At 70.3% G+C, this 21,577-nt stretch carries 19 protein-coding genes, 1 tRNA gene and 1 pseudogene; 7 read left to right on the top strand and 14 right to left on the bottom strand.

Translation table 11 applies throughout. From position 1 onward, the window contains the following. Window positions 1–239: 239 nt before the first annotated feature. The 3 genes from CKO28_RS21530 to CKO28_RS21520 all read right to left on the bottom strand — a co-directional run bounded on the left by CKO28_RS21530 (window position 240) and on the right by CKO28_RS21520 (window position 3,403). A complete protein-coding gene (locus CKO28_RS21530; RefSeq protein WP_200342883.1) occupies window positions 240–1,460 on the bottom strand; it encodes an amidase in 1,221 nt (406 codons plus the stop codon). A gap of 299 nt (window positions 1,461–1,759) precedes the next feature. Further along, window positions 1,760–2,086 carry a hypothetical protein gene (locus tag CKO28_RS21525; RefSeq protein ID WP_200342882.1) on the bottom strand — a complete coding sequence of 109 codons (327 nt, stop codon included), beginning with the start codon at window positions 2,084–2,086 and terminating at the stop codon, window positions 1,760–1,762. Window positions 2,087–2,236: 150 nt separating this feature from the next. Next, window positions 2,237–3,403: an MFS transporter gene (locus CKO28_RS21520; RefSeq protein WP_200342881.1), complete on the bottom strand. Its 1,167-nt coding sequence runs from the start codon at window positions 3,401–3,403 to the stop codon at window positions 2,237–2,239. Window positions 3,404–3,664: 261 nt separating this feature from the next. Here CKO28_RS21520 and CKO28_RS21515 point away from each other — a divergent pair, with 261 nt between their 5' ends. Further along, complete coding sequence (locus CKO28_RS21515) at window positions 3,665–5,155, top strand: gamma-glutamyltransferase (RefSeq protein ID WP_200342880.1); 1,491 nt, start codon at window positions 3,665–3,667, stop codon at window positions 5,153–5,155. Window positions 5,156–5,168: 13 nt separating this feature from the next. Here CKO28_RS21515 and CKO28_RS21510 read toward each other — a convergent pair whose 3' ends face one another. The 8 genes from CKO28_RS21510 to CKO28_RS21475 all read right to left on the bottom strand — a co-directional run bounded on the left by CKO28_RS21510 (window position 5,169) and on the right by CKO28_RS21475 (window position 12,231). After that, the gene (locus CKO28_RS21510; RefSeq protein WP_200342879.1) at window positions 5,169–6,128 is read right to left on the bottom strand and encodes a radical SAM protein; all 960 of its coding nucleotides are present in this window, start codon (window positions 6,126–6,128) and stop codon (window positions 5,169–5,171) included. Window positions 6,129–6,231: 103 nt separating this feature from the next. Further along, window positions 6,232–6,375 carry a hypothetical protein gene (locus tag CKO28_RS21505; protein WP_200342878.1) on the bottom strand — a complete coding sequence of 48 codons (144 nt, stop codon included), beginning with the start codon at window positions 6,373–6,375 and terminating at the stop codon, window positions 6,232–6,234. Between the two features lie 23 nt (window positions 6,376–6,398). Further along, window positions 6,399–7,385 (bottom strand): radical SAM protein, encoded by a 987-nt coding sequence (locus tag CKO28_RS21500; protein ID WP_200342877.1) that lies wholly within the window; start codon window positions 7,383–7,385, stop codon window positions 6,399–6,401. A gap of 12 nt (window positions 7,386–7,397) precedes the next feature. Then, on the bottom strand, window positions 7,398–8,342 hold the full coding sequence (locus CKO28_RS21495; protein ID WP_200342876.1) for a UbiA family prenyltransferase: 945 nt from the start codon (window positions 8,340–8,342) through the stop codon (window positions 7,398–7,400). Between the two features lie 19 nt (window positions 8,343–8,361). Beyond that, window positions 8,362–9,375, bottom strand: coding sequence for a radical SAM protein (locus CKO28_RS21490; protein ID WP_200342875.1), 1,014 nt, complete (start codon window positions 9,373–9,375; stop codon window positions 8,362–8,364). A gap of 5 nt (window positions 9,376–9,380) precedes the next feature. Continuing rightward, window positions 9,381–9,638 (bottom strand): PqqD family protein, encoded by a 258-nt coding sequence (locus tag CKO28_RS21485; protein WP_200342874.1) that lies wholly within the window; start codon window positions 9,636–9,638, stop codon window positions 9,381–9,383. A gap of 212 nt (window positions 9,639–9,850) precedes the next feature. After that, the gene (locus tag CKO28_RS21480; protein WP_200342873.1) at window positions 9,851–10,846 is read right to left on the bottom strand and encodes a serine hydrolase domain-containing protein; all 996 of its coding nucleotides are present in this window, start codon (window positions 10,844–10,846) and stop codon (window positions 9,851–9,853) included. Window positions 10,847–10,944: 98 nt separating this feature from the next. Further along, window positions 10,945–12,231, bottom strand: a complete 1,287-nt coding sequence (locus CKO28_RS21475; RefSeq protein WP_200342872.1) for an FAD-dependent oxidoreductase — start codon at window positions 12,229–12,231, stop codon at window positions 10,945–10,947. A gap of 249 nt (window positions 12,232–12,480) precedes the next feature. Between CKO28_RS21475 and CKO28_RS21470 the strand changes: the two genes are divergently transcribed. Then, window positions 12,481–13,848 (top strand): glutamine synthetase family protein, encoded by a 1,368-nt coding sequence (locus CKO28_RS21470; RefSeq protein ID WP_200342871.1) that lies wholly within the window; start codon window positions 12,481–12,483, stop codon window positions 13,846–13,848. Window positions 13,849–14,128: 280 nt separating this feature from the next. Beyond that, entirely contained in the window at window positions 14,129–15,505 is a 1,377-nt protein-coding gene (locus CKO28_RS21465; protein ID WP_200342870.1) for an aspartate aminotransferase family protein, read from the top strand. A gap of 457 nt (window positions 15,506–15,962) precedes the next feature. Here the strand turns inward: CKO28_RS21465 and CKO28_RS21460 are convergent, their stop codons facing one another. Next, window positions 15,963–16,985, bottom strand: a complete 1,023-nt coding sequence (locus CKO28_RS21460) for an IS110 family RNA-guided transposase (protein WP_200342869.1) — start codon at window positions 16,983–16,985, stop codon at window positions 15,963–15,965. Between the two features lie 162 nt (window positions 16,986–17,147). Between CKO28_RS21460 and CKO28_RS21455 the strand changes: the two genes are divergently transcribed. From CKO28_RS21455 to CKO28_RS21445, 3 genes are all read left to right on the top strand, one after another. Next, a complete protein-coding gene (locus CKO28_RS21455; RefSeq protein WP_200342868.1) occupies window positions 17,148–18,635 on the top strand; it encodes a hypothetical protein in 1,488 nt (495 codons plus the stop codon). A gap of 157 nt (window positions 18,636–18,792) precedes the next feature. Continuing rightward, complete coding sequence (gene aguB, locus CKO28_RS21450) at window positions 18,793–19,662, top strand: N-carbamoylputrescine amidase (RefSeq protein ID WP_200342867.1); 870 nt, start codon at window positions 18,793–18,795, stop codon at window positions 19,660–19,662. An 85-nt stretch (window positions 19,663–19,747) separates the two neighbouring features. Further along, window positions 19,748–19,823, top strand: a tRNA-Thr gene (locus CKO28_RS21445). Between the two features lie 187 nt (window positions 19,824–20,010). On the opposite strand, the gene CKO28_RS28595 is transcribed toward CKO28_RS21445, so the two are convergent. Together CKO28_RS28595 and CKO28_RS29420 are read right to left on the bottom strand one after the other, a co-directional pair. Further along, window positions 20,011–20,157, bottom strand: a complete 147-nt coding sequence (locus tag CKO28_RS28595; RefSeq protein WP_242480714.1) for a hypothetical protein — start codon at window positions 20,155–20,157, stop codon at window positions 20,011–20,013. Continuing rightward, window positions 20,158–20,589 (bottom strand): annotated as a pseudogene (locus tag CKO28_RS29420) (tyrosine-type recombinase/integrase); the annotation flags it as partial. Between CKO28_RS29420 and CKO28_RS29415 the strand changes: the two are divergent. Next, entirely contained in the window at window positions 20,588–21,451 is an 864-nt protein-coding gene (locus tag CKO28_RS29415; protein ID WP_200342865.1) for a hypothetical protein, read from the top strand. The pseudogene CKO28_RS29420 and the gene CKO28_RS29415 overlap by 2 nt on opposite strands. The last annotated feature ends 126 nt before the right edge of the window (window positions 21,452–21,577 follow it).

Raw genomic sequence — 21,577 nt, 5'->3', positions numbered from 1 at the left:
GGACTCGCCTGACGCGCAGCTCGCCGCCGGCCTGAATCGAGACACGAAAAACACCACATCCACATCGTACAATACCCCGCCAAGACCCTTACGCGAACGGCTCGCGGCGGCTACCAGACGGCATCAAGCAGCTGCGTGCAAAATCCAGGCTAGGGGAGGAGGTTGCCGGGATGCCGATGCCGCAGGAAACCTGATCTGCCGAACCCTCTCCTCGCAGTGGAAGAGAGGGAACATGCTCCTCACGCCTCGTCGAACACGGCCCCGGGGTCGCGTTCCTGGTTGGCCGGCAGCAGGCGGCTGGCAAAGGCGAGCAGCGCGCGGTCGCCGCCCTGCGGGCCGATCAGGCCGAGGCCGAGCGGCAAGCCGTCCAGGCGCGCCACCGGCAGCGACACTTGCGGGCAGCCGCTCAAGCTGGCGATGCACGACAGCGCGAGCACGCGCGCCCGGTGATCCGCCCAGGCGTCGGCGTCGCCGTTGATCGGCGGCGCCACGCCGGGCGCGCTGGGCAGCGCGATCACCCCGCCGTTCGCGGTCAGCGCCTGCACACGCGCCGCCGCCGTGCGCACCGTCGCCCAGGCCGCGTCGGCGTCCGCGTCGCTGACGCTGCGCACCCAGGTCCAGCGCTGCGCCAGTTCGGGGCCGAGCGGAACCTCGCTCTCGGCGATCCAGGCGCCGTGCTGGGCGAACGCCTCGCGCGCCTGCACCGATCGGAATGCCTCGCGCCAGGCGGCGAGCCCGCCGCTGTCGTCGGCGAGGCGTCGGGCGTCCCCGCCGGTCAGGCGCTGCCGGAGCCGGTCCTGCCACGAGGCGAGCGTTCGCTGGGTCTCCGGCTCCGCCAGGTCCCAGGCATCCTGTGCGATCGTCAGGTGGCCGATCTCGGCGCCGTCGGTATCCAGCGGCAGCAGATGCTCGCTGACCGCCTGCAGCACTTCGGTGTCGCGGGCGAACCAGCCGACGGTGTCGAAACTGGGCGCCAGCGCCATCGCGCCGTCGAGCGAGACCGCGCCGTGGCTGGGCCGCAGGCCGGGCACGCCGCAATAGCTGGCCGGCACCCGCACCGATCCCCCGGTGTCGGTGCCGAGCGCAAGGTCGCACAGCCCGCCGGCCACCGCCGCGGCGGAGCCGCTGGAGGAGCCGCCCGGGGTGCGCCCAGGCGCGTCGCTGTTGGTCGGGGTGCCGTGGTGCGGGTTGGCGCCGGTCAGGCTGTAGGCGAGCTCGTCCATCACCGTCCGCCCGGTCAGGCGCGCGCCCGCGGTCAGCAGCGCGGCGACCGCCGGCGCGTTAGCTGCCGCGGGCTCGCCGAAGCGCGCGGCATAGGCGGGGCAGCCGCAGGTCTTGGCCACCCCGGCGATGTCGAACAGGTCCTTGACCGCGAACGTCAGGTTGGCGAGTGCGCCGATCTCGTTGTCCTGCCGATCGAGCCGGCCGCCGGGCACGTAAACGCCGAGCGGATCGTCCATGTCGCGCGGGTATCCTTGATCTCACGGGGAAGCGGGGAGCGGTCGGCGTGGTCCGCAAGATAGCAGCGCGCCGCCACCCCTCAAGACCGGCGCAATAGTAAAAGCGGCGCCCGTTCATCCCCTCTCCCTTGAGGGGAGAGGGAGGGGCCCGCGCCCGCCAGGGCGTGGGAGGGTGAGGGTGGGACTCCCCGGCGTACGGCGAGGATTTCCACCCTCACCTATCCTCTCCCCTCAAGGGAGAGGGACCCGCCGCTACGCTTGTTACATCTCAGCGACGGCGCGGGCTAAACCTGCCCCGCCTAAATCTCCGTCACGCCGCCGTCGCCGTTGGGCGATTGGTCGGGCTTGTCCGGCTTGCGTTCGGGGGTGCGGTCGGGTTGGTCGCCGTTATCCAGGCGCGGAATCACGATGTTGCCGTCCTCGTCGATCCGCGGCGCGCCGTACATCGGCAGGGAGTGGACGAAGGTCTCGATCGCGTTCATCAGCTGCTCGACCCCCTCAAGCGCCATCTCGCCGGGGCTGTCTCCCGAGGGGCTGTCTTCCGGCGCCGGCTCCTGCGCGGCCGCCGGCGGGACGGCGAGCGCGAGGGTCAGTCCGGTCGCGAGGGTCAGGGTGCGGATGGCCATGGCGGGATGTCTCCTGAACAAGCGGCATCTGTCACATCATTTGGGCGGTCGAGCAGACCTGCGCAATGTGACCGCACGAGGGCGCGGCTACCTGCTTGAAGAGAGAGCAAGATTCAGCTGAAAGGTGAGCCCGCCTTTCGGCATCTTGCCCTAGCCGGATCCGCCGCCCCGCCGGCGCCAGGCGACCAGGGCGGCGAAGCTGGCGCCGAACCCACTCAGCGCCAGCAGATAGCCGTGCGGTGCCCACAGCTCCATCCCCGCCCCGGCGAACGCCGGCCCGGCGGTCGTGCCGGTTTCGTACAGCACCATGAAGCCTGCGTTGGCGACCGCCAGCTCCCCAGGCGCGAAGCGCGCGCCCAGGTGCGCCAGGCCAACCGTGTAGTAGCCGAGCGCGATCCCGCCGTAGAGGAACAGCAGCGGCCAGACCACCCAGCTGCCCGGCACCACTGCGAGCAGCAGCAGCGGCACCAGTGCGCCCGCCAGGCCCGCCATGCCGAGCAGGCGCTGCCGGTCGACCCGGTCGGCCAGCCAGCCCAGCGGGAACTGCCAGGCGACCGCGCCCAGGATCAGCACGGTGAGCCAGGTCAGCGCCGTCGCCTCCCCGACCCCGGCACGGACGCCGTAGACCGGCAGCAGCATGTAGCAGGCGCTTTCGCTCAAGCCCGCGATCAGCGCCGCGCCCGCCACGGTGGGTGCGCGCGCCAGCACCTGATGGATCCGCAGGCCCGGCGGAATCTCGAGGCTGGGCAGCAGGCCGCGCGCCGCCACCATCGGCAGCGGCGCCAGCGCCAGTGCAGCCGCGCAGACCGCGAACGGCAGCACGCCCGTCCGGCCGGTCAGCTGCAGCAGCTGCGGGCCCAGCGCCAGGCCGGCGAACAGCGCGATCGAGTAGACCGCGATCACGCGCGCGCGGCTGGCCTCCCGGGCGATCGCGTTGACCCAGGTCTCCGCCACCAGCCATGGCAGCGCCATCCCGGCGCCGATCAGAAAACGCAGCACGAACCACGGGCCGAGTTCCGGGAACAGCGGCAAGGCCAGTATCCCCAGGGCGCCGACCGCAGTGCCCAGGAGCAGGGCCGGCACCGGGCCCAGCCGGCGCACCCAGCCGGCCAGGAACGGGCCGCACACCAGCATCGCCAACGCCTGCATCGAGCTGTTCAGCCCGATCAGGGTCGCCGACATCTCCCAGCCCTCCAGCGTCAGGCTGGCGAGCGGCATCAGCATGCCGAGCGTCATCCCCGCGCCCACACTGGCCACCACGACGGCGCTGAGGCCGAGTGTACGCTGGCGCGCGGTCAGCTGAGCGGCGGCGGTCATGCGGTGGCGGTCATCTGGGAGAAATCCTGAATGGCTTGCGACGGTCGCCGCTGTCACCCCTCTCCCTCGAGGGGAGAGCGAGGGGCCCGCGCCGCAAAGCGGCGTGGGAGGGTGAGGGTGGGACTTCCCGGCGCTGGCGGGGAGTCCCACCCTCACCTATCCTCTCCCCTCGAGGGAGAGGGACCCGCCGGTACGGTGGTCTCAGCTTGCCACCCGCCACCCACTAGCCTGTCGGCACCCGCAGTGCTAGACCCCGGCGCCATGACGCACGCGGGACACGGCACCACGGGCAAGGGCACCACAGGAAGCGCGGCGGTCGCGGCGGCCAGCGTGGCGGAGCCGCTGCTGTGTTCGCTGGGCGGCGGCGGCTTTCTGCTCGCCCATCCGGCCGACCGGGTGCCCGTTCTGTACGACTTTTTCGCCCAGACGCCGGGCCGGGCCCGCGACGGCGCCGACTTCCGCGCGGTCGAGGTCGACTTCGGCCCGGCGACGCAGGAGTTCCATGTCGGCCTCGGCGCGGCGGCCGTGCCGGGCGCGATCCGGGGCATCGCGGCGGTGCACGCCGACCTTGCCAGCCGGCCGTTGAGCGCCCTGGTCGCCCCGGCCGCAGAGCTCGCGCGCGCCGGCGTGCCGCTGCGCGACTTCGACGCCTATGCCGGGCGCATCCTGGCACCGATCCTGGCCACCACGCCGGAGATCGCAGGCGTGTTCCAGGACCCCGCCGGCACGCCGCGCGCACCCGGCGAACGGCCGGTGCAGCCGCAGCTGGCGGAGACGCTCGACCGCCTGGGCGTGGAGGGCGACCGGCCGTTCCACGAAGGCGACCTGGCGCAGGCGCTGGGCGAACTGTCGCGCGCCGCTGGCGGGCACCTGAGCGCCGACGATCTGGCACGCTACCGGGTCGAACGGCGCCAGCCGCTCGCCCGCGGCTACCGCGACGCCCGGCTGCTGACCAACCCGGCACCGTCGAGCGGCGGCATGCTGGTCGCCTTCGCCCTCGACCTGCTGCAGGCGGCGGGGCCGGCCGGGTCCGCCGGCAGCGCGGCGCAGACGGGTGCGCTCGCCCGCGCGATGCGGCTGACCTCCGACGCGCGGGGCGAGGCCGAACGCCTGAGCGCGCGCGAGACGCCGGAACGCGCGCTGTTCGACCCCGGGCTGCTGGCCCGTTACCGCGCGGCGATGGCGGGCCGGCCGCGCTGCGGCCGCGGCACCACCCACATCTCGGTCGCCGACGCCGCCGGCAACCTGGCCGCGGTCACGCTGTCCAACGGCGAAGGCTGCGGGCACGCCTGGCCCGGCACCGGCATCCACTTGAACAACATGCTGGGGGAAGAGGACCTGCACCCCGACGGCTTCGACGCCTGGCCGACGGATACGCGGATCGCCTCGATGATGGCGCCCAGCGTGCTGGAGCTGGGCTGCGGCCGGCAGGTCGCGTTCGGCTCCGGCGGGTCGAACCGGATCCGGACCGCGCTGGTGCAGGTGGCAAGCCTGCTGGTGGATTACGGCCTATCCGCGGCCGAAGCGGTCGCGGCCGCCCGGCTGCACGTCGACCGCGGCCTGGTCAGCATCGAGCCCGGCTTTACCGAGCCGGCAATCGCCGCGGCGGCTGCCGAAGGCCAAGCGCTCAAGCGCTGGCCGGAACGCAACATGTTCTTCGGCGGCGTCCACGCGGTCGAGCGCCTGCCCGACGGCCGCGTGACCGGTGCCGGCGACCCGCGGCGCGGCGGCACGGCGGCGGTGCTGGCGTGACAGGGCCGCGGTCTCAGCCGACCGGCCAGGTCTCGTTGGCGTGTCGCAGCAGTTCGGGCGCGCCGCGGCAGCGGTGGATGAAGTCGGCGACCTCGGCGCTGCGCCAGGCCTGCTGATAGCGCGACCAGGCCTGCAGCAGGGTCTGCCGACGCAGGTCGCCGGGGGCGAACGGCAGCGCGTTGAGCAGCTTCACCCGGCCGTTCGGCACGATCAGCATCATCGCCTGCGGGCTTGCCAGCCGGTCGGCGATTTCCCGTTCGATGTCGTGGGGATAGATCGACAGCCGGGTCGGCGCGTCGCGTCGGCCGGCCGCGCGGGCGCGCAGATCGGTCGTCGCCTCGGCCCAGGCGTCGGGATCCGGCGCCAGCGTCTGCCAATCGGCGGCTGCCCGGCCGAGGCGCATCAGCGGCCCGGTCACGAACGCGCTGCAACCGAGCTCGACCGCGAGGTCGAAAGCGTCGGCCATCTCCGCCAGGTTGTGCCGGGTCGGCGTGAACACCAGCTCGGCCGGCACGCCGTGGGCGCTCAGATGGCGCAGGGCTCCGGTTGCCTGGTCGAAACTGGCGGACCCGGGGCGGAGCCGTTCGTGCGTTCCCGCCCGGGCGCCATCGACCGAGATCTGGGCGTTGTCGACCCGCAGCCGCGCCATCCGGGCGGCCGCCGCCGCGTCCACGTAGCGCCCGTCGGTCTCGATCTTGATCGACGTGCCGGCGGCGGAGAGGGTGTCGAAGATCTCCCAGACGTGCGGCACCCCGAGCGGCTCGCCGCCGCCGAACGCAGCATAGGGGATGCCGGCCCCGGCGATCTCGCGGGCGACGCGCAGCGCCTCGTCCCGGGTCAGCTCGTCCGGCCAGCCGTGGTTCGGGCCGGAGTCCTCGCAGCACGTCGGGCAGCGGCCGGCACAGCTGTTGGTCAGCTGCCAGGCGATGAACAGCGGGGCGCGAAAATCCTCGACAGCGGCTCCAGGGCGCATCGCGGGCGGGCTCGGCTCAGGGTTGCGGCGGGGGACGGCCGTGGTGACCGGCGGCGAAGGAGCCGGGACCGGCCGACCGCGGCCAGCCGGCCCCGACCGGTCTTTAGGTGAAGCGGATGTACGGCTGCGCCATGACCTGCTCGGAGACGTCCTCCATCTGGGGGGTCTCCCAGGTCATCTTGTCGTGCGCGTCCGTGGACCGCTCCTCCTGACGCGCGTCGCGCGTCTCGCTCACGCTCTCGCTCATGCGTCACCTCCTTTCGGGGTTGCTCAGGCGGGGGATTCCGCCAGCTCCTGCCAAGCGTTGGCGTCGGCATGCCGGGCTTCGTCGGTGGCCGCCGCCTCGACGGCAGCCCGAAGCTCCGGCCCGTGCCAGGCTTGGCAGTACGATCGCCAGGCATGCGCCAGCCCGTCCCGGCGCACGTCGGCAACGACGTAGGGCAGCGCCGCGCACGCCTTGACCCGGCCGTCGGGCAGGACGAGCAGCGTCGCCGGCGGCTCCGCCGCCATCTGGCGCAGTCCGTCTTGCATCCGGAACGGCAGGTAGGCGAGCTCCATCGCCGCATCGCCGGCCGCGGCCTCTCGATCCAGGATCGCCCGGAAGGCGGCGTACTGCTCCGCGCTCGGTTGCAGTTTGCGCCAGTTGCGGGCGGCGTTGCCGATGCGCATCAGTGCGCCGGTGTTGAACCGGAAGGCGCCCAGCTCCCGCGCCCGGCGGATCGCCGCGGGCAGTTCGGCGATCGTGATCCGGGTCGGCGCGAAGGTGACTTCCAGCGGCAGCCCGGCGCCCCGCGCCGCCCGGCAGGCGGCGTGCACCTTCGCCAGCGACGCGCCCGGACGCTGGCGGGCGTAGGTCGCCGGATCGTCGGCATCCAGACTGATCTGCACGCTGCGTACCGGAAGCTCGGCCAGCCGCGCCGCCTGGTCGGTCCCGAACCGCTGGCCGTTGGTCTCGATCTTCAGCTGCACCCCGCCCTGGCCCAGACGCTCGGCGACCTCCAGGAAATGCGGCACGACCATCGGCTCGCCGCCGCACAGCATGGCGTAGGGCACCCCCGCGGCGACGATGTCGTCGGCGAGCGCCAGCGCCTCCTCACGGCTCAACTCACCCGGCATCGGCTTGCCGGGCGCGCTTTCGGTGCAGCAGTGGACGCACGCCAGATCGCAGTCGCGCGTCAGCTGCCAGGAAACGAACAGCGGCGCGCCCAGGCGGTCGATCTGATGCCTGCGGCGTGGCTCGGCCGCGTGCCGGGTCATCGCGCGCCTCCCCTAACCGGCCAGCCAGGGCTGGCTCAGCAGCCCAAGGGTGAACAGCCCGGCGGCGACGATGTAGCAGCGCACGATCGCGCGCACCGCGGGCAGGAACTGCCGCGGCGTCTGCCAGCCGGTGCGGCCGTGCTGCAGGCTGCGCCACAGCAGCGGCGCTGCGGCCAGTGCGGCCAGGGTCGGCCAGGGAAACCAACCGCCGGCGACCCCGACGGCCACCACGCCCAAGGCCAGCGCGGCGAGCCCGTTGTACAGCCAGACCGCGCGCGCCCGACCCAGCCGGACGACCAGGTTGCGCTTGCCGACCAGGCGGTCCTGATGGAAGTCCGGGATCGCGTTGGTCACCGCGAGGGCCATGATCAGCAATCCCGGCACCAGCGAGGCCAGCAGGGCGGGCCCGATCACCGCCGGGTCGCGCGGCTGGGCATGCAGGTGCAGGCTGCCGAGCACCATCAGAGGGCCGTAGGACAGCGCGATCACCGTCTCGCCCAGCCCGCGGTAGGCGAACCGGATCGGCGGGGCGACGTAGAACGCCGCGGCCAGTCCGCCCAGGCCGGCGTAGACCAGGATCGGCCAGCCGGTCCGGGCCGCCAGGTAGAGCCCGACGGCCAGCGCACCGGCGAACGCGGCGACGCCGAGCCACAGCACAGCCCGCGACATCGGCGGCGTGTCCTCGGGATCGAACACCCGGTCGGTCCCCATCCGGCTGTCGAAATACTCGTTGAACGCCTCGACGCCGATCACCGACAGCACGATGCCGCACAGCCCGGTCCAGAACACGCCGGCGTCGAACGTACCGACGATCGCCCACGCCCAGGCGGCGCCCAACAAGAAAGGGAGCAGGCCGGCGTAGAGGAAGAAACGGTAGCGCACCAGGCTGGCGATCCGGCCCATGAGGGCGGCCGGGCCGGCCGGGCGCGCGGGGTATGCCTGGGCGGGTTCGCTCACCTGCGCCTCGCTCGCCGGGTCAGACGTAGATCCAGTGGTGCAGCTCGGCCGTCTTGGCCGGGTCCTGTTCCAGCGCGGCAACGAACTCGGCGACGCGCGGGTCCTGCCAGGCGTTCTGGAAGTTCGCCCAGACCTGCGCCAGCGAGTCCGTGCGCAGATCGCCGCAGACGAACGGCAGGGCGTTGATCAGCTTGACCAGACCGTTCGGCAGCACGACCAGAAGCGCGGCCGGGTTTTCCAGGCGCTCGCGCATCTCCTGCAGCAGGCCCATCTCGTGGAAGTGCACCCGCATCCGCCCGGCGTACTCGATCCGCTTCAGATGCAGCGTGTTGAAGCAGTGCATGTACTGGTCGTTGCTCGGCACCAGCATGTGCCAGGTCTTGACCGCGTTGCCGGTATACATCGTCCGGCCGGTGTAGAAGTTCTGCGCGCCCAGCTCGTACGCCAGATCGATGGCGCGGCCGATCTCGTGGGTGTTGAACTTGGTGGGCGAGTAGTTAATCTCCAGCGGGACGCCCGCCTCGACCAGGTTGCGGATGCCCTGCACGACCGCGTCGAAGTCGCCGCGCACCCGCATCTTGTTGAAGGTCTCGCGGCTGGCGCCGTCCATCGAGACCTGGACCGACTTGACCTCCAGCTGCTTCAGGCGCTGGCAGGCATCCTTGGTCAGGTATTGGCCGTTGGTCTCGATCTTCAGCTGCGCGCCACGCTCGCTCGCGTAGGCGACCAGGTCGAAAAAGCGCGGGTGGACCATCGGCTCGCCGCCGGACAGCGAGATGTAGGGAACGTCCAGGTCGATCGCCTGGCGCAGCGTGGCGAACACCTGCTGGTCCGTCATCTCGTCCTTGAACGCCCGGCCGGGCCCGCTCTCCTCGATGCAGTGCAGGCAGGCGAAATTGCACTCGTTGGTCAGCTGCCACGCGAGATAGAGCGGCGCTCCCAGCGCGCCCGAGGTGGTCGCGCCCGGCGTCGCGGTTTGCGGACGAATACCGGCGGTCTCCGCGCTGCCGCCCTGGCCCGGGTGTTGGTCCATCGCGGCTACTCCTCCACCACCAGGCCCTGCTCGCGCAGCTGATCCGCGAAGGCGGCCGCCTCTCGGTCGATCTGGGCGGCCTCATCGGCGTCGAAGTCGGCCTTGAGGCGCGCGGGAATCGCGTCTTCCGGCGTGCCGGCCTGGATCTCGCGCACGACCGCGGCCGCCGTGGGGTTCAGTGCGTAGACCTTTTCCGACCGGGTTTCGAACAGCACCCCGCCAAACTTTTCTTGGCGAAACTTAACATACTTCGCGAGTTTCATGACACGACCACCCGATCCGCAATCAACACCACCCAGGTGACGTTGGTGGATCGGTCCGCATGTGTCAAGCCTACCTTACAGTCGGGATGTCTATTCAAACTGACAGATACGCAGGCCGGACGACACTTGGGACAACAAGCCGCACCGAGGCTTCCGGGAAGACATCGACGGCTGGCTTCGGGAGACATCCGGGTGCCGGAAACCGGCGGAACTCAGGTCGCCGCCAGCACCTCTTCCGCGATCAGGCTCAACAGGTCGCCGAAGTAGCCGCCGCTGCGTGCGGGCTGGGTCGGGTCGCTGGTGATCGCGACGACGGCCTCGGCGTCCGGCGCCACGGCGATGATCTGCCCGCCGTAGCCGCGCGCCAGCCCGAGCCGCCCGGCCGAGGTTTGGGTCACGAACCAGCCGTAGCCGTAACCGAGCCCAGAATACGGCGACGTCGTGACCGGGGTCAGGCAGGCCTCGACCCAGGCGCGCGGCAGAATCCGCGCGTCCTGCCAGCGCCCGCCGCGGCGCATCAGGTTGCCGATCCGGAGCATCGCGCGCGGGCTCAGCGCCATCTGGTTGCCGCCCATGTAGTAGCCCTGCGGATCCCGGGTCCACGGCGGCACCTGGATCCCCAGCGGATCGCCCAGCCAGTCGCGCGTCAGGGTCAAGAGGTCGCGCCCGCTGGCTTCCGCCAGCGCGGCGCCCAGCACGTGGAAACTGCCGGTCGAATACAGCATCCGCCCGCCCGGCTCCGCCACGAACGGCCGGGACAACGCGTCGGCGACCCAGTTGTCGGAGGCGATCCATGCGCCGTAATTCGAACCGGACGTGCGCTCCAGCCCGGCGCGCAGGGTGACCAGGTCCTGCAGCGTCAGCTCGTACACCTGCGGCTCGGCGTCCGTCGGGATCAACCGCGGCGCCACCTCGGCCAGACGCGCCTCCACCGACGGCACCACACCCCGGTCGATCGCCGCGCCCAGCAGCAGCGCCACGATCGACTTGGAGACCGACTTGACGTTCGCCGGCGCGTCCAGCCCGTCGCCGCGGAAAGCCTCGGCAACCACCGTGCGGCCGCGATGCGCGACCAGGATCGCGTGCAGCTGGTCGTACCGCCGCGCCGCCGCGACCACGCGCGCCCAGCGGTCCGCGCGGGCAAGCGCCGGCCCGGCGACCAGGGCCGAAGCGCCGGCCAAAACCGTGCGGCGTGAAATCGGTTGCATGCGCGATTCCGTCCCCAGGGCGTTCAGGCCACGGCGTTCAGGCCACGGCGTTCAGGCCGGGGCGTTCAATCGCTACGCCGGCGATATTGGTCGCGCAGCTACGGCATGTAGTCCCGCAGCCGGTACCACAGCATGCCGAGCGCGAGCAGCGGGGTGCGCAGCAGCTTGCCGCCGGGAAAGGTGGTGTGCGGCAGCTTTTCCATGACGTCGAAGCGCTCGGCCTGGCCGGCCACCGTCTCCGCCAGCATCCGCCCGACGACGCCGGTCAGCGCCACGCCGTGACCGGAGAAGCCCTGGGCGAACAGCACGTTGGTGCCCAGCCGGCCGATGTGCGGCGTGCGCTCGGCGGTGATCGCGACGTAGCCGCCCCAGCAGTATTCGAACGTCTGATCTTCCAGCTGCGGGAACACCGTCAGCATCTTCGCCCGCATCGCCTTGGGCAGGTTGGGCGGCATCACCGTCGAATAGCTGACCCGGCCGCCGAACAGCAGGCGCCGGTCGGCCGACAGGCGGTAGTAGTTCAGCACGAAGTTGCTGTCGCACACGCTGGCGTTGGTCGGCAACAGGGCGTTCGCCCGGTTCTCGCCCAGAGGATGGGTGGCGCCGATGTAGGTGCCGACCGGCATGACCTTGGGCCGGATCTGCGGCACCAGGTCGCCCAGGTAGGCGTTGCCGCAGAGCAGCAGCGTGTCGGCCTCGACCGCCCCGTGGCCGGTCACCGCGCGCGGTCGGGCCCGATCGGTCTCCAACCGGGTGACCTGGCTGTCTTCGTGCAGCACCGCGCCCGCCGCCTCCGCCGCGCGGGCCAGGCCCAGACAATAGTTCAGCGGATGCAGATGACCGCTGCCGTAATCCGCCATGCCGCCGACGTAGGCGTCGCTGTCGACCCACTCCTTCAAACGGTCGCGGTCGATGATCTCGGTCTTGTCGTAGCCGCAGAAGCGGGACCAGACCTCCGATTCCGCCTTCAGATCGTCCAGGTGGCGCGGCTTGTTGGCGGCGTTGAAGTGCGACCAGGTGAGATCGCAATCGATGCCGTGCTTGGCGACCCGCTCGGCGATGATCCGCTTGGATTCCTCGGCCAACTCGAACAGCCGGCGCGTGTCGTCGTCGCCGACCCAGCGGCGCAGCTTGTCGATGTCGGCGTTGAACCCGGTCGACGCCTGCCCTCCGTTGCGCCCGGTCGCGCCCCAGCCGATCCGCATGCCCTCCAGCAGCACGACCGCATAGCCGCGCTCCGCCAGCTCCAGGGCGGCGGTCACGCCGGTGAAGCCGCCGCCGACGATGCAGACGTCCGCGCGCACCTCGCCCGCAAGCGGCCGGCGCTCGGGCGCCGGCTGGGCGGTGGCGGCGTAGTAGGAGCTGATGTGCGCATCGGCGCTCACGGGCGGGCGGGCTTTCGGCTGTGGTTCTGGAGAAGACCGGGCGACGGGCTGGTGCGTCCAACACTGGCGATCCGGCCCGCCGGGTCAAGAGCCCGGCTGCCTTGCCACCTTTTCCGGGCGCCCGTAGGATGCCCGCGGCCTCGCTGCGGGCGGCCGGACACGCCGGTTCAGCGCCCGATGCGAGCGCCCCGGCGCGGCCGCCCGGCCTGCGACGGACGATCCAAGCGGACCCGAGAGTTCCTTTTCCGCATGACATCCGACAACGGCGACGACCAAGTCGCAAGCGACTTCCTCGACCGCTTCACGATCGACGAAGTCGAGTGCCTGGTGCCCGACCTGGCCGGGATCGCGCGCGGCAAGATCCTGCCGGCGCAGAAATTCCTCAAGGGCATGCGCGAGACCGGCCTCAGGATCCCCGAGCAGATCTTCATCCAGACCGTGACCGGCGACTACGGCGAGAACGACGGCGTCACCTCGCCGGCGACGATCGACGTCTACTTGAAGCCGGACGTGCAGACGATCCGCCGGGTGCCCTGGTACGACGACCCGACCGCCCAGGTGATCTGCGACGCCTACTACTTCGACGGCTCGCCGGTCGAGATCGCGCCCCGGCGTACCCTGCAGCGCGTCCTGGAGCTGTTCCGCGCGCGCGGCTGGACGCCGGTGGTGGCGCCGGAGCTGGAGTTCTTCCTGGTCGACGTGAACACCGACCCGGACTACCCGCTGGAGCCGCCGATCGGCCGCTCCGGCCGGCGCGAGACGGCGCGCCAGTCCTACGGCGTCGACGCGGTCAACGAGTTCGATCCGCTGTTCGAGGAGGTCTACGACTTCTGCGAGGCGCAGGGCATCGACATCGACACCCTGACCCACGAGTCCGGGGCGGCGCAGATGGAGATGAACTTCAACCACGGCGACCCGCTGGAACTCGCCGACCAGACCTTCCTGTTCAAGCGCACCGTCCGCGAGACGGCGATGCGCCACAAGGTCTACGCCACCTTCATGGCCAAGCCGATGGAGAACGAGCCCGGCAGCTCGATGCACATCCACCAGTCGGTGCTGGACGCCAACAGCGGGCGCAACCTGTTCGCCAACGCGAGCGACGGCGAGAACAGCGCGCAGTTCCTGTCCTACATCGCCGGGCTGCAGAAATACCTGCCCGCGGTGATGCCGCTCTTGGCGCCCAACGTGAATTCCTACCGCCGGCTGATGCGCCACTCCGACGCGCCGATCAACACCCACTGGGGCCTGGACAACCGCACCGTCGGCTTCCGCGTGCCGGTCTCCGGGGCGGAAAGCCGCCGGGTGGAGAACCGCTGCGCGGGCGCGGACTGCAACCCCTATCTGGCGATGGCGGCCTCGCTGGCCTGCGGCTATCTGGGGATGGTGGAGGAGCTGGAGCCGACCCGCCCGGTCGAAGGCAGCGGCTACCGCCTCGCCCACACCCTGCCGCGCACGCTGTACGACGCGCTGCACCGCTTTTCCCGCTCCAGCGGCCTGAAGCGCGTGCTGGGCGAGGACTTCGTCCAGGTTGTCACGAGCGTGAAGGACGCCGAGTTGGAAGCCTACCAGCGCGTGATCTCGAGCTGGGAGCGCGAGCACCTGCTGCTCAACGTATGAGCGACCCGATGACCAGCCCACGCCACCATCCCCTGCCCCGCGGCCCACGCGACATCGCCGCGGACGTCCTGATCACCTGCGCCCGGATCGGCTTCAACCCCTGAGGGACGGGTTTCAACCCCCTCTCCTCCACCTGCGAGGAGAGGGCCGGGGAGAGGAGGTAGCCTCGGGTATCGCCGTGGGGCCTCCTCACCCTGTCCCTCTCCTCCCAGTGGAGGAGAGGGAACCCGCCGACACGTTCGTCGATACCCCCAGGCCTTCCCGTTCGGAGCCGACAATCATGACCGCCCACGACGACCAGACCGCGCGCTGGCGCGAGACCGATACCCGCCACCACCTGCATCCCTTCACCGACTACCAGGGCTTGGCCGCCGAGGGCGGCAGCCGGATCATCACGCATGCCGACGGCCTGCACCTGAAAGACAGCGAGGGCCGGCGGATCCTGGACGGCATGGCCGGGCTGTGGTGCGTCAACGTCGGCTACGGCCGGCCGGAACTGGCGCGGGCGGCCTACGACCAGATGATGCAGCTGCCCTACTACAACGCCTTCTTCAAGACCGCCACGCCGCCGTCGATCGAGCTGGCGGCCAAGCTGGCGGAGCTCACGCCCAAGGGGCTGGATCGGGCGTTCTTCGGCTCTTCCGGCTCGGATGCGAACGACACCATGGTGCGCATGGTCCGGCACTACTGGGCGCTCAAGGGGAAGCCGGAGAAGACCGTGTTCGTCTCCCGCGAGCACGCCTACCACGGCTCCACCATGGCCTCGGCGTCGCTCGGCGGCCAGGCGGCGATGCACGGCCAGGGCGGCCTGCCGCTGCCGGGCTTCGAGCACGTCATGCCGCCCTACTGGTTCGACTACGGCGGCGAGCTGTCGCCGGAAACCTTCGGCGCGGCGGCCGCGCAGGCGGTCGAGGACAAGATCCTGTCGATCGGCCCGGAAAACGTCGCGGCCTTCGTCGGCGAGCCGCTGCAGGGCGCGGGCGGCGTGATCATCCCGCCGGAGAGCTACTGGCCGCGGGTGCAGGAGATCTGCCGCAAGCACGACGTGCTGCTGGTCGCCGACGAGGTGATCACCGGCTTCGGGCGCACCGGCCACTGGTTCGCCAGCGAGTATTACGGCCTGGAACCCGACCTGATGATCCTGGCCAAGGGGATCACCAGCGGCTACCTGCCGCTGTCCGCCGTGATGGTCGGCCCGCGCGTCGCCGACACCCTGATCGCCGAGGGCGGCGAGTTCTTCCACGGCTTCACCTACTCCGGCCACCCGGTCGCCTGCGCGGTCGCGCTGGAGAACCTGGCGATCATCGAGCGCGAGGGCCTGGTCGAGAAGGTCCGCGCGGACACCGGGCCCTACCTCGCCCGGCGCCTGAGCGAGCTGCGCGATCACAGGATCGTCGGCGAGACCCGCACCCTGGGCCTGGTCGGCGCGGTCGAGCTGTGCGCGGACCCCGCGACCCGCCGGCATTTCGAGCCGCTGGGCAAGGCCGGCGGGATTTGCCGTGACCACTGCTTCAACAGCGACGTGATCCTGCGCGCGGTGCGCGACGCGATGATCGTCTCGCCGCCGCTGACGGCCGAGCGGGCGCACATCGACACGATGGTCGACACGCTGCGCACCTGCATCGACCGAACGGCGCGCGAGCTGGGAATGCTATAGCCCCGCGGATCGCGGCAGGCCGGGTCAGCTTGGGCGATCCAGCCCTCTGTCGACGAAGTCAGGGCGCAATTCACGGCGAAGGTCGGTCCGACTTGCAGCGATTTCGCGCGCGCGACCGGCGCCAGTTCGGCGAATCGTCTGCGGCGGTCCCGTAACCTTAACGTGTACCCTCGCGCGAAATCGGGCTTCTGTAACGGGCCTATGGTGGTCAACCCCCTTTCGTCAAAACCCCGCCGCCGGTGACTTGCTTCTGTCCGCAGTCGGCGCGTGGGCCGCTGCTGTATGGGGTCCGGAACAGGACCGGCCGGTCAATCTAGGAACGCGCAGTGGCTTGGCCCTGCTCCCCGATTTGCGACCTGGCCGGATCCCGCGTCCCGGCGACGGGACCTCGGGGACGGAGTTGCTCGCTCAGCTCCCCGCCGCGTCTATGTTCTCCTTGTCGAACCGAGCCCCCGGCTCATGCCGCCGCCTCGAATCGGAAGGTGGTCTCGTCCGCCATCATCCGGTGCAGGATGACCGCGAGCTTGCGCGCCACGGCCACCTTGGCCTTGCGCATGCCGGCGCGCTTGGCGACGGCAAGGCCCCAGCGCTTGAGCGCGCCGCCCTTGACCGGCCGGGTCAGCAGGACGTTCGCCGCCTCGTAGAGGGCGACGCGCACCCAGTGGTCGCCCACCTTGCTGATCCGCCCGGTCACGTCGGTCTCGCCCGACTGGTACTTACCAGGGGTCAACCCGAAGTGCGCGCCCACCGCGCGTGATGAGGCGAACCGGGCCGGATCGTCCACGGCCGTCTTGTAGGTCAGCGCCACCAGCGCCCCCACGCCCGGCGCCGAGGTCAACCGGCGCACCGTCCGGTCCGCTGTGGCGGCCTTGCTGACGGCCTTGTCGAGCTTCCGGAACTCCATGTCCAGGGCGCTGCGGCTGCGTAGCAGCGCCTCCACGACCGTGCTCAACGTCGGATGCCCGTCGACAAGCTCACGTACGCGGTGTTCGAAGGTTTTAGGTGTCGTCCTGCCCACCTTGAGCCCGAACCCCCGGAGGATCCCGCGGATCGACATCTCAATGTCGTGGCGTTTGGTCTGTACCTGCCGCCGTGCCGTCAGCAGCGCTCGCGCCTCCTGGGCGCCGAGCGACTTGCAATGCACCGGCTTGAACCAGCCCAGCCGCAGCAGCTGCGCGATGCCGCGTGCGTCCTTGCGGTCCGTCTTGACCGGCATCGACCGGAAGGCATCGGCCACCTGTCGGGTCTCCAGCAGCTCGACCGCGAAGCCAGCCTCGCGCAGACCGGCGTAGAGCCACTGCGAGAGCGGGCCCGCCTCCAGGCCAATCCGCGTCACCGGTGCATCCAGACCGCGGAACCAGGCGATCAGCGCCTCGGGCTCGCTGGCCACCTTCGCCTCGCGGCTCACCTTGCCCGCACTGTCCACCACGCAAACGCTGGAGGTTTCCAGCGACACGTCGATTCCGGCATACTGGTCCATGGTCATCCCTCCTCTGTTTGGCGCAGGTCCGCCCTGACGCCGGTTTTAATCACCAACAGTGTGAGGGATGACCACCCCGACCGCTACGGCCTGGCTCGCGCCGGCCCGTTACCCCATCTAGACCTCCCGTCTCGATCGTTGTTGGGGACGGGGAGTTCACCCATGCGTTACTTGTTTGCGAAAAGCTGCGCCGCCATCGCGGGGACCGCGATGCTGGCGGGCCTGGCCACGCCGGCGCAGGCGCAGATCGATCTGCCGAGCGACGTGCAGCAGACCTGCACGGTCTCACCGGACACCTTCACGAGCTGGTTCCTGGAGGGCACGCCGCGCGCCAACGGGCCGGTCCGCCCGGCGGACAGCGTCGCCTTCCCGGAGCACAACACCGTCTGCGACTTCTACACCTGGGGGGCGCAGATGTTCCTGTGGCTGACCTCCCCGGACTACAACACCGGCGATCCACTGGTGCTGGACGGGCCGGCGGTGTTTACCGTGCTGCCGGTCAACCACCAAGGCTACCGCCGGCTGGTCGACAACGCGCCCGACGCGGGGCCGCTGCAACTCGCGGTGCGCAGCGAAAAGGCGGACGAGATCGGCGAGCTTGGCCAGGCCGGCGGCAGCGGCGTGCTGATGTCGCAAAACGGGTCGCTGGTCTACTACGGCGTGCACGTCAACGACATCTACGCCTACTTCCTGACCGGTCAGAAGACCGGCCAGTTCCCGCGCGAGACCAAGTTTCCGCGCGACGCGAGCGACCTGCAGGCGGTCACCGACTATACCGAGGCGCAGTTTCCGGCCGCCCTGGTGCCGGCCCCGGAAGCGCTGGTGATGGAACTGAAGACCTCCTGGGTGGCGGCGAACACGGTCGACGACCCGGACCGCTACGTCACCATCGAGGCGGTGGTGCCGACCTTCGACCGCGGCGCAACCGAGTGGACCCGCGACGGCAGCCGGACGACCGAACTGGCGCTGGTCGGCATGCACGTCGTGGGCACGGTGCAGCACCACCAGGAATTCGTCTGGGCCAGCTTCGAGCACATCGATAACGCCCCGAACGCGCCGTACTACTACACCGATTCCGAGGGCAATCTGCAGATCCACCGCGACCCCTCGGACGTCGGCTATCAGTTCATGGCGGCGGGCGACCACATGTTCCGGACGCGCGAGAACGTGGAATGCATGAAGGAGGATCAGGGCAACATCGTCGCCAACCGCGACGACCAGGGCAACCTCGTCTGCCGGAACGGCATCGCGCCCTCCAACACGATGCGCATGAACCCCTGGGGCAGCGCGCCGGACAAGAGCTCGGCGGAGAACAACACGCTGCTGCTGTCGATCAACAACTCGATCCGCAGCCAGCTGAAGGACGGCGACCGGCGCGCCAACTACGTCCAGATCGGCGGCATCTGGACCTCCCAGGGCTCGGACACCAAGGCCGACGCGCCGATCCCGGACACCGCCGACTTCTCCGACACCGACCTGCGCGGCTCGCTCAGCCTCGCCAACGCGACGATGGAGACCTACAACCAGGACACCAGCTGCTTCAGCTGCCACCAGCAGTCGAAGTCCGCGCCGAACAGCTTCCAGGCGTTCCAGCTGTCGCACATCTATTCCCAGATCGTGCCGCTCAACGTCGGCCTGAACGACAACTGACCGGCTGGCTGTTCGACGGGTTGAAGGCCGGGCGCCGCGAGGCGCCCGGCCTTGTGTTCCTGAAAAACCCGGGCCGGGCGGCGACCGGGGCTTGGTCTTTCGGCGCCTGGGTGGTGGAATCGCTCGCACCACGCCAACCGGATGAAGACCCGCCTCCATGCGCGAGATCACCGTCGCCGCCACCCAGATGGCCTGCAGCTGGGACACCCACGACAACCTGGATCGGGCGGAGGCGCTGGTGCGCCAGGCCGCGTCCGACGGCGCCAACGCGATCCTGCTGCAGGAACTGTTCGAGACGCCGTACTTCTGCAAAGACCAGAAGGCCGAGCTGTTCAAGCTCGCCCGCCCGTTCGAGGGGCATCCGGTGATCGCGCGCTTCGCCGAACTCGCCCGCGAACTGGGCGTGGTGCTGCCGATCTCGTTTTTCGAGCGGGCCAACAACGCGCACTACAATTCGCTGGCGATGGTCGATGCCGACGGCGCGATCCTGGGCGTCTACCGCAAGAGCCACATCCCCGACGGGCCGGGCTACCAGGAGAAGTTCTACTTCAACCCGGGCGACACCGGCTTCATGGTGTTCGACACCCACTTCGGGCGGATGGGCACGGCGATCTGCTGGGACCAATGGTTCCCGGAAGCCGCGCGGGCGATGGCGCTGCAGGGGGCGGAGGTGCTGTTCTACCCGACCGCGATCGGCAGCGAGCCGCAGGACCCGACCCTGGACAGCCGCGGCCACTGGCAGCGGGTGATGCAGGGCCATGCCGGCGCCAACCTGATGCCGCTGGTCGCCAGCAACCGGATCGGCGCGGAGCCGGGCGACAGCTGCACGGTCACCTTCTACGGCCGCTCGTTCGTCGCCGACCCGACCGGCGCCCTGCTGGCCGAAGCCGGCGAGGACCGCGAGACGGCCGTCGCGGCCACCTTCGATCTGGACGCGCTGGCCAACCAGCGCGCCGCCTGGGGCCTGTTCCGCGACCGCCGGCCGGAGCTCTACGACCCGCTCTTGACGCTGGACGGGGAGCTGTAGGCCACGCCAACGGCGCCCGGCGCGCGTTCCTTGCGAGGGCCCCGGCGCCCGGATATCTTGCGCCCGGCGCCGAACCGGGCCGGACGCCGGCGTAGCTCAACTGGCAGAGCAACCGATTTGTAATCGGTAGGGTGGGAGTTCGAATCTCTCCGCCGGCACCATTGTTTTTCAGAGACTTAACCCCCACCCCTTAAGTCCCCTGCGATATTTGTTCTGGTTCTGTTGCGGCTAGCTGCGGCGCGAAATCCTGCGGTTGCGGCTGCGTGCGGCACCCAGTTGGGGACAAGAATCGGGGACAAAAAACGCGCTGAGACGCTGCCGGCGAGACCAACCGAATCCCGTTCTGATCTACTCCGCGGCCTCCGCCGGCGCCGCCGGCTTCGTCATGCCAGCTACTGCGTCCGCTGCGGCGATCATCGCGCCGACGTCTTCGCGATGGATCCGCGCGTAGATCGCGAATGTCGTGCGCGGATCCTCGTGGCCCATGATCTTCATCAGCGCATTCGGCTCAGTCCCCCGGCTCGCGTGGCAGGTCGCGTAGTAAGCGCGCAGTCCGTGCCAGCGTAGCTGTCGCTCGATACCTGCGTAGCCCAGCAGCCGGCCCCAGGCCTTGTAGACTTGCTCAATGCGCAGCGGGCCCCCGCTGGTGCTCCAGACGTACGATTTCGGGTCTGTGTCGACATCGGTCAGGCGCTCGCGCAGGATCTCGACGAGCGGCTCGGGGATCGGGACGATGCGCCGGCCGGCCTCGCTTTTCGGGCGATTGATCCGGCCCTTCTTGTCCGCAGAGCGGCGCACTTTGATGGTCCGCTGCTCGAGATCGACGTCGCGCCGCTGCAGCGCGCAGCTCCGACATCCGAAGACCAGTCCAGATCGCCGCGGCGACGAGCGGGTAGTAGCGCCGCCAGGCCTTGGCGAGCTGTGCATGCCCTCGTCCGCCGGCGACCGCTGCGTGCGCAAGCCACCGGCGCCACGGCGCGTCGTCAGGCTGCCAGCCGAGTACGGCGTTCGGCTCGTCCCGCAGGCGCCTGGCCGTCTCGATCAGATGCGCGGCCTCGGCGTGCGACGGAATGTCCGCCCAGACGTCGTCTTCGTCTTCGTCTTCGTCCGCGCCGACGGCATCGCTCTCGGCTTTGCGCGCGACAAGATCCGACCAGAAATCCTGGTGCAAATCGCCGCGCAGGCGGGCCTCGGCCAGGGCTGCCTTCAGGTGCTGAAAGACCAGCTCGAGCTCGCGCGCGCCGGCGCCGCTCTGCGTCATCAGCCAGTCGGCGTAGCCGGAGACGTCCCGACGCGTCAGCTGGCTCAGCAGGCGATCGCCGATGTCGTGAGCGTAGAGCCAGAGCGTCAGCCGGGCACGCATCTGCTCGATCGTCTGCTCGCGCAAGGCCTTTTTCGCGCGCTTGCTCTGCCGCGTCCCCGTCGCACAAGCGCGCAGGTATGTCTCGCAGGCCTGGTGCACCGTTGGGCTCGTGTCGTGCGCGAGCACCTCGCCGCGGAGATCCTGATCCTCGACTTTGACCTTGAATCGCTCGGCCGCGCGCTTGCTGTCGAAGGTCTGGTACTGCCGCGTGCGGGCGCCTGGGGGGCCGGCATAGTAGCTCACGATCCAGCGCTCGCGGATGCGCCCGCTCTTCAGCGTGCGGCGCTCGTGCTTGATAGATGCCATCGTGTCGATCTCCAGGTGCAACGGGCACGCGCACGCGCAGAATACGCGGCCGCTACGGGTAGAGCGAGGGCCACCGACGGCGCGCTGACCGTGTCGCTCAAGAAAAAGGCCGGCCACTGAGAGATGGGGTATCGCGGCGGCCACCCTCTGAGATGTTGAGGAGAGGGTGGCGGCCCTCCAGGGATGTCAGCACGAACTCCGCTCAGCGGGTTCAAACATTCAGCAGAAGGAGGACCGCCATGCCCA

The sequence above is a fragment of the Rhodovibrio sodomensis genome (assembly GCF_016583645.1).
Taxonomy (GTDB): domain Bacteria; phylum Pseudomonadota; class Alphaproteobacteria; order Kiloniellales; family Rhodovibrionaceae; genus Rhodovibrio; species Rhodovibrio sodomensis.
Note: the sequence above shows the minus strand (reverse complement) of the source record. Positions and strands in the feature narration are given on the sequence as shown.

Excerpts from the sequence above, each read along its gene's own strand:
- CKO28_RS21530 (WP_200342883.1), bottom strand. The coding sequence starts at position 1,460 with ATGGACGATCCGCTCGGCGTTTACGTGCCCGGCGGCCGGCTCGATCGG.
- CKO28_RS21455 (WP_200342868.1), top strand. The coding sequence starts at position 17,148 with ATGCGTTACTTGTTTGCGAAAAGCTGCGCCGCCATCGCGGGGACCGCG.
- CKO28_RS21525 (WP_200342882.1), bottom strand. The coding sequence starts at position 2,086 with ATGGCCATCCGCACCCTGACCCTCGCGACCGGACTGACCCTCGCGCTC.
- CKO28_RS21480 (WP_200342873.1), bottom strand. The coding sequence starts at position 10,846 with ATGCAACCGATTTCACGCCGCACGGTTTTGGCCGGCGCTTCGGCCCTG.
- CKO28_RS21510 (WP_200342879.1), bottom strand. The coding sequence starts at position 6,128 with ATGCGCCCTGGAGCCGCTGTCGAGGATTTTCGCGCCCCGCTGTTCATC.
- CKO28_RS28595 (WP_242480714.1), bottom strand. The coding sequence starts at position 20,157 with ATGAAGATCATGGGCCACGAGGATCCGCGCACGACATTCGCGATCTAC.
- CKO28_RS21485 (WP_200342874.1), bottom strand. The coding sequence starts at position 9,638 with ATGAAACTCGCGAAGTATGTTAAGTTTCGCCAAGAAAAGTTTGGCGGG.
- CKO28_RS21470 (WP_200342871.1), top strand. The coding sequence starts at position 12,481 with ATGACATCCGACAACGGCGACGACCAAGTCGCAAGCGACTTCCTCGAC.
- CKO28_RS29415 (WP_200342865.1), top strand. The coding sequence starts at position 20,588 with ATGCCCTCGTCCGCCGGCGACCGCTGCGTGCGCAAGCCACCGGCGCCA.
- CKO28_RS21505 (WP_200342878.1), bottom strand. The coding sequence starts at position 6,375 with ATGAGCGAGAGCGTGAGCGAGACGCGCGACGCGCGTCAGGAGGAGCGG.
- CKO28_RS21460 (WP_200342869.1), bottom strand. The coding sequence starts at position 16,985 with ATGGACCAGTATGCCGGAATCGACGTGTCGCTGGAAACCTCCAGCGTT.
- CKO28_RS21490 (WP_200342875.1), bottom strand. The coding sequence starts at position 9,375 with ATGGACCAACACCCGGGCCAGGGCGGCAGCGCGGAGACCGCCGGTATT.
- CKO28_RS21465 (WP_200342870.1), top strand. The coding sequence starts at position 14,129 with ATGACCGCCCACGACGACCAGACCGCGCGCTGGCGCGAGACCGATACC.
- CKO28_RS21500 (WP_200342877.1), bottom strand. The coding sequence starts at position 7,385 with ATGACCCGGCACGCGGCCGAGCCACGCCGCAGGCATCAGATCGACCGC.
- aguB (WP_200342867.1), top strand. The coding sequence starts at position 18,793 with ATGCGCGAGATCACCGTCGCCGCCACCCAGATGGCCTGCAGCTGGGAC.
- CKO28_RS21515 (WP_200342880.1), top strand. The coding sequence starts at position 3,665 with ATGACGCACGCGGGACACGGCACCACGGGCAAGGGCACCACAGGAAGC.
- CKO28_RS21520 (WP_200342881.1), bottom strand. The coding sequence starts at position 3,403 with ATGACCGCCGCCGCTCAGCTGACCGCGCGCCAGCGTACACTCGGCCTC.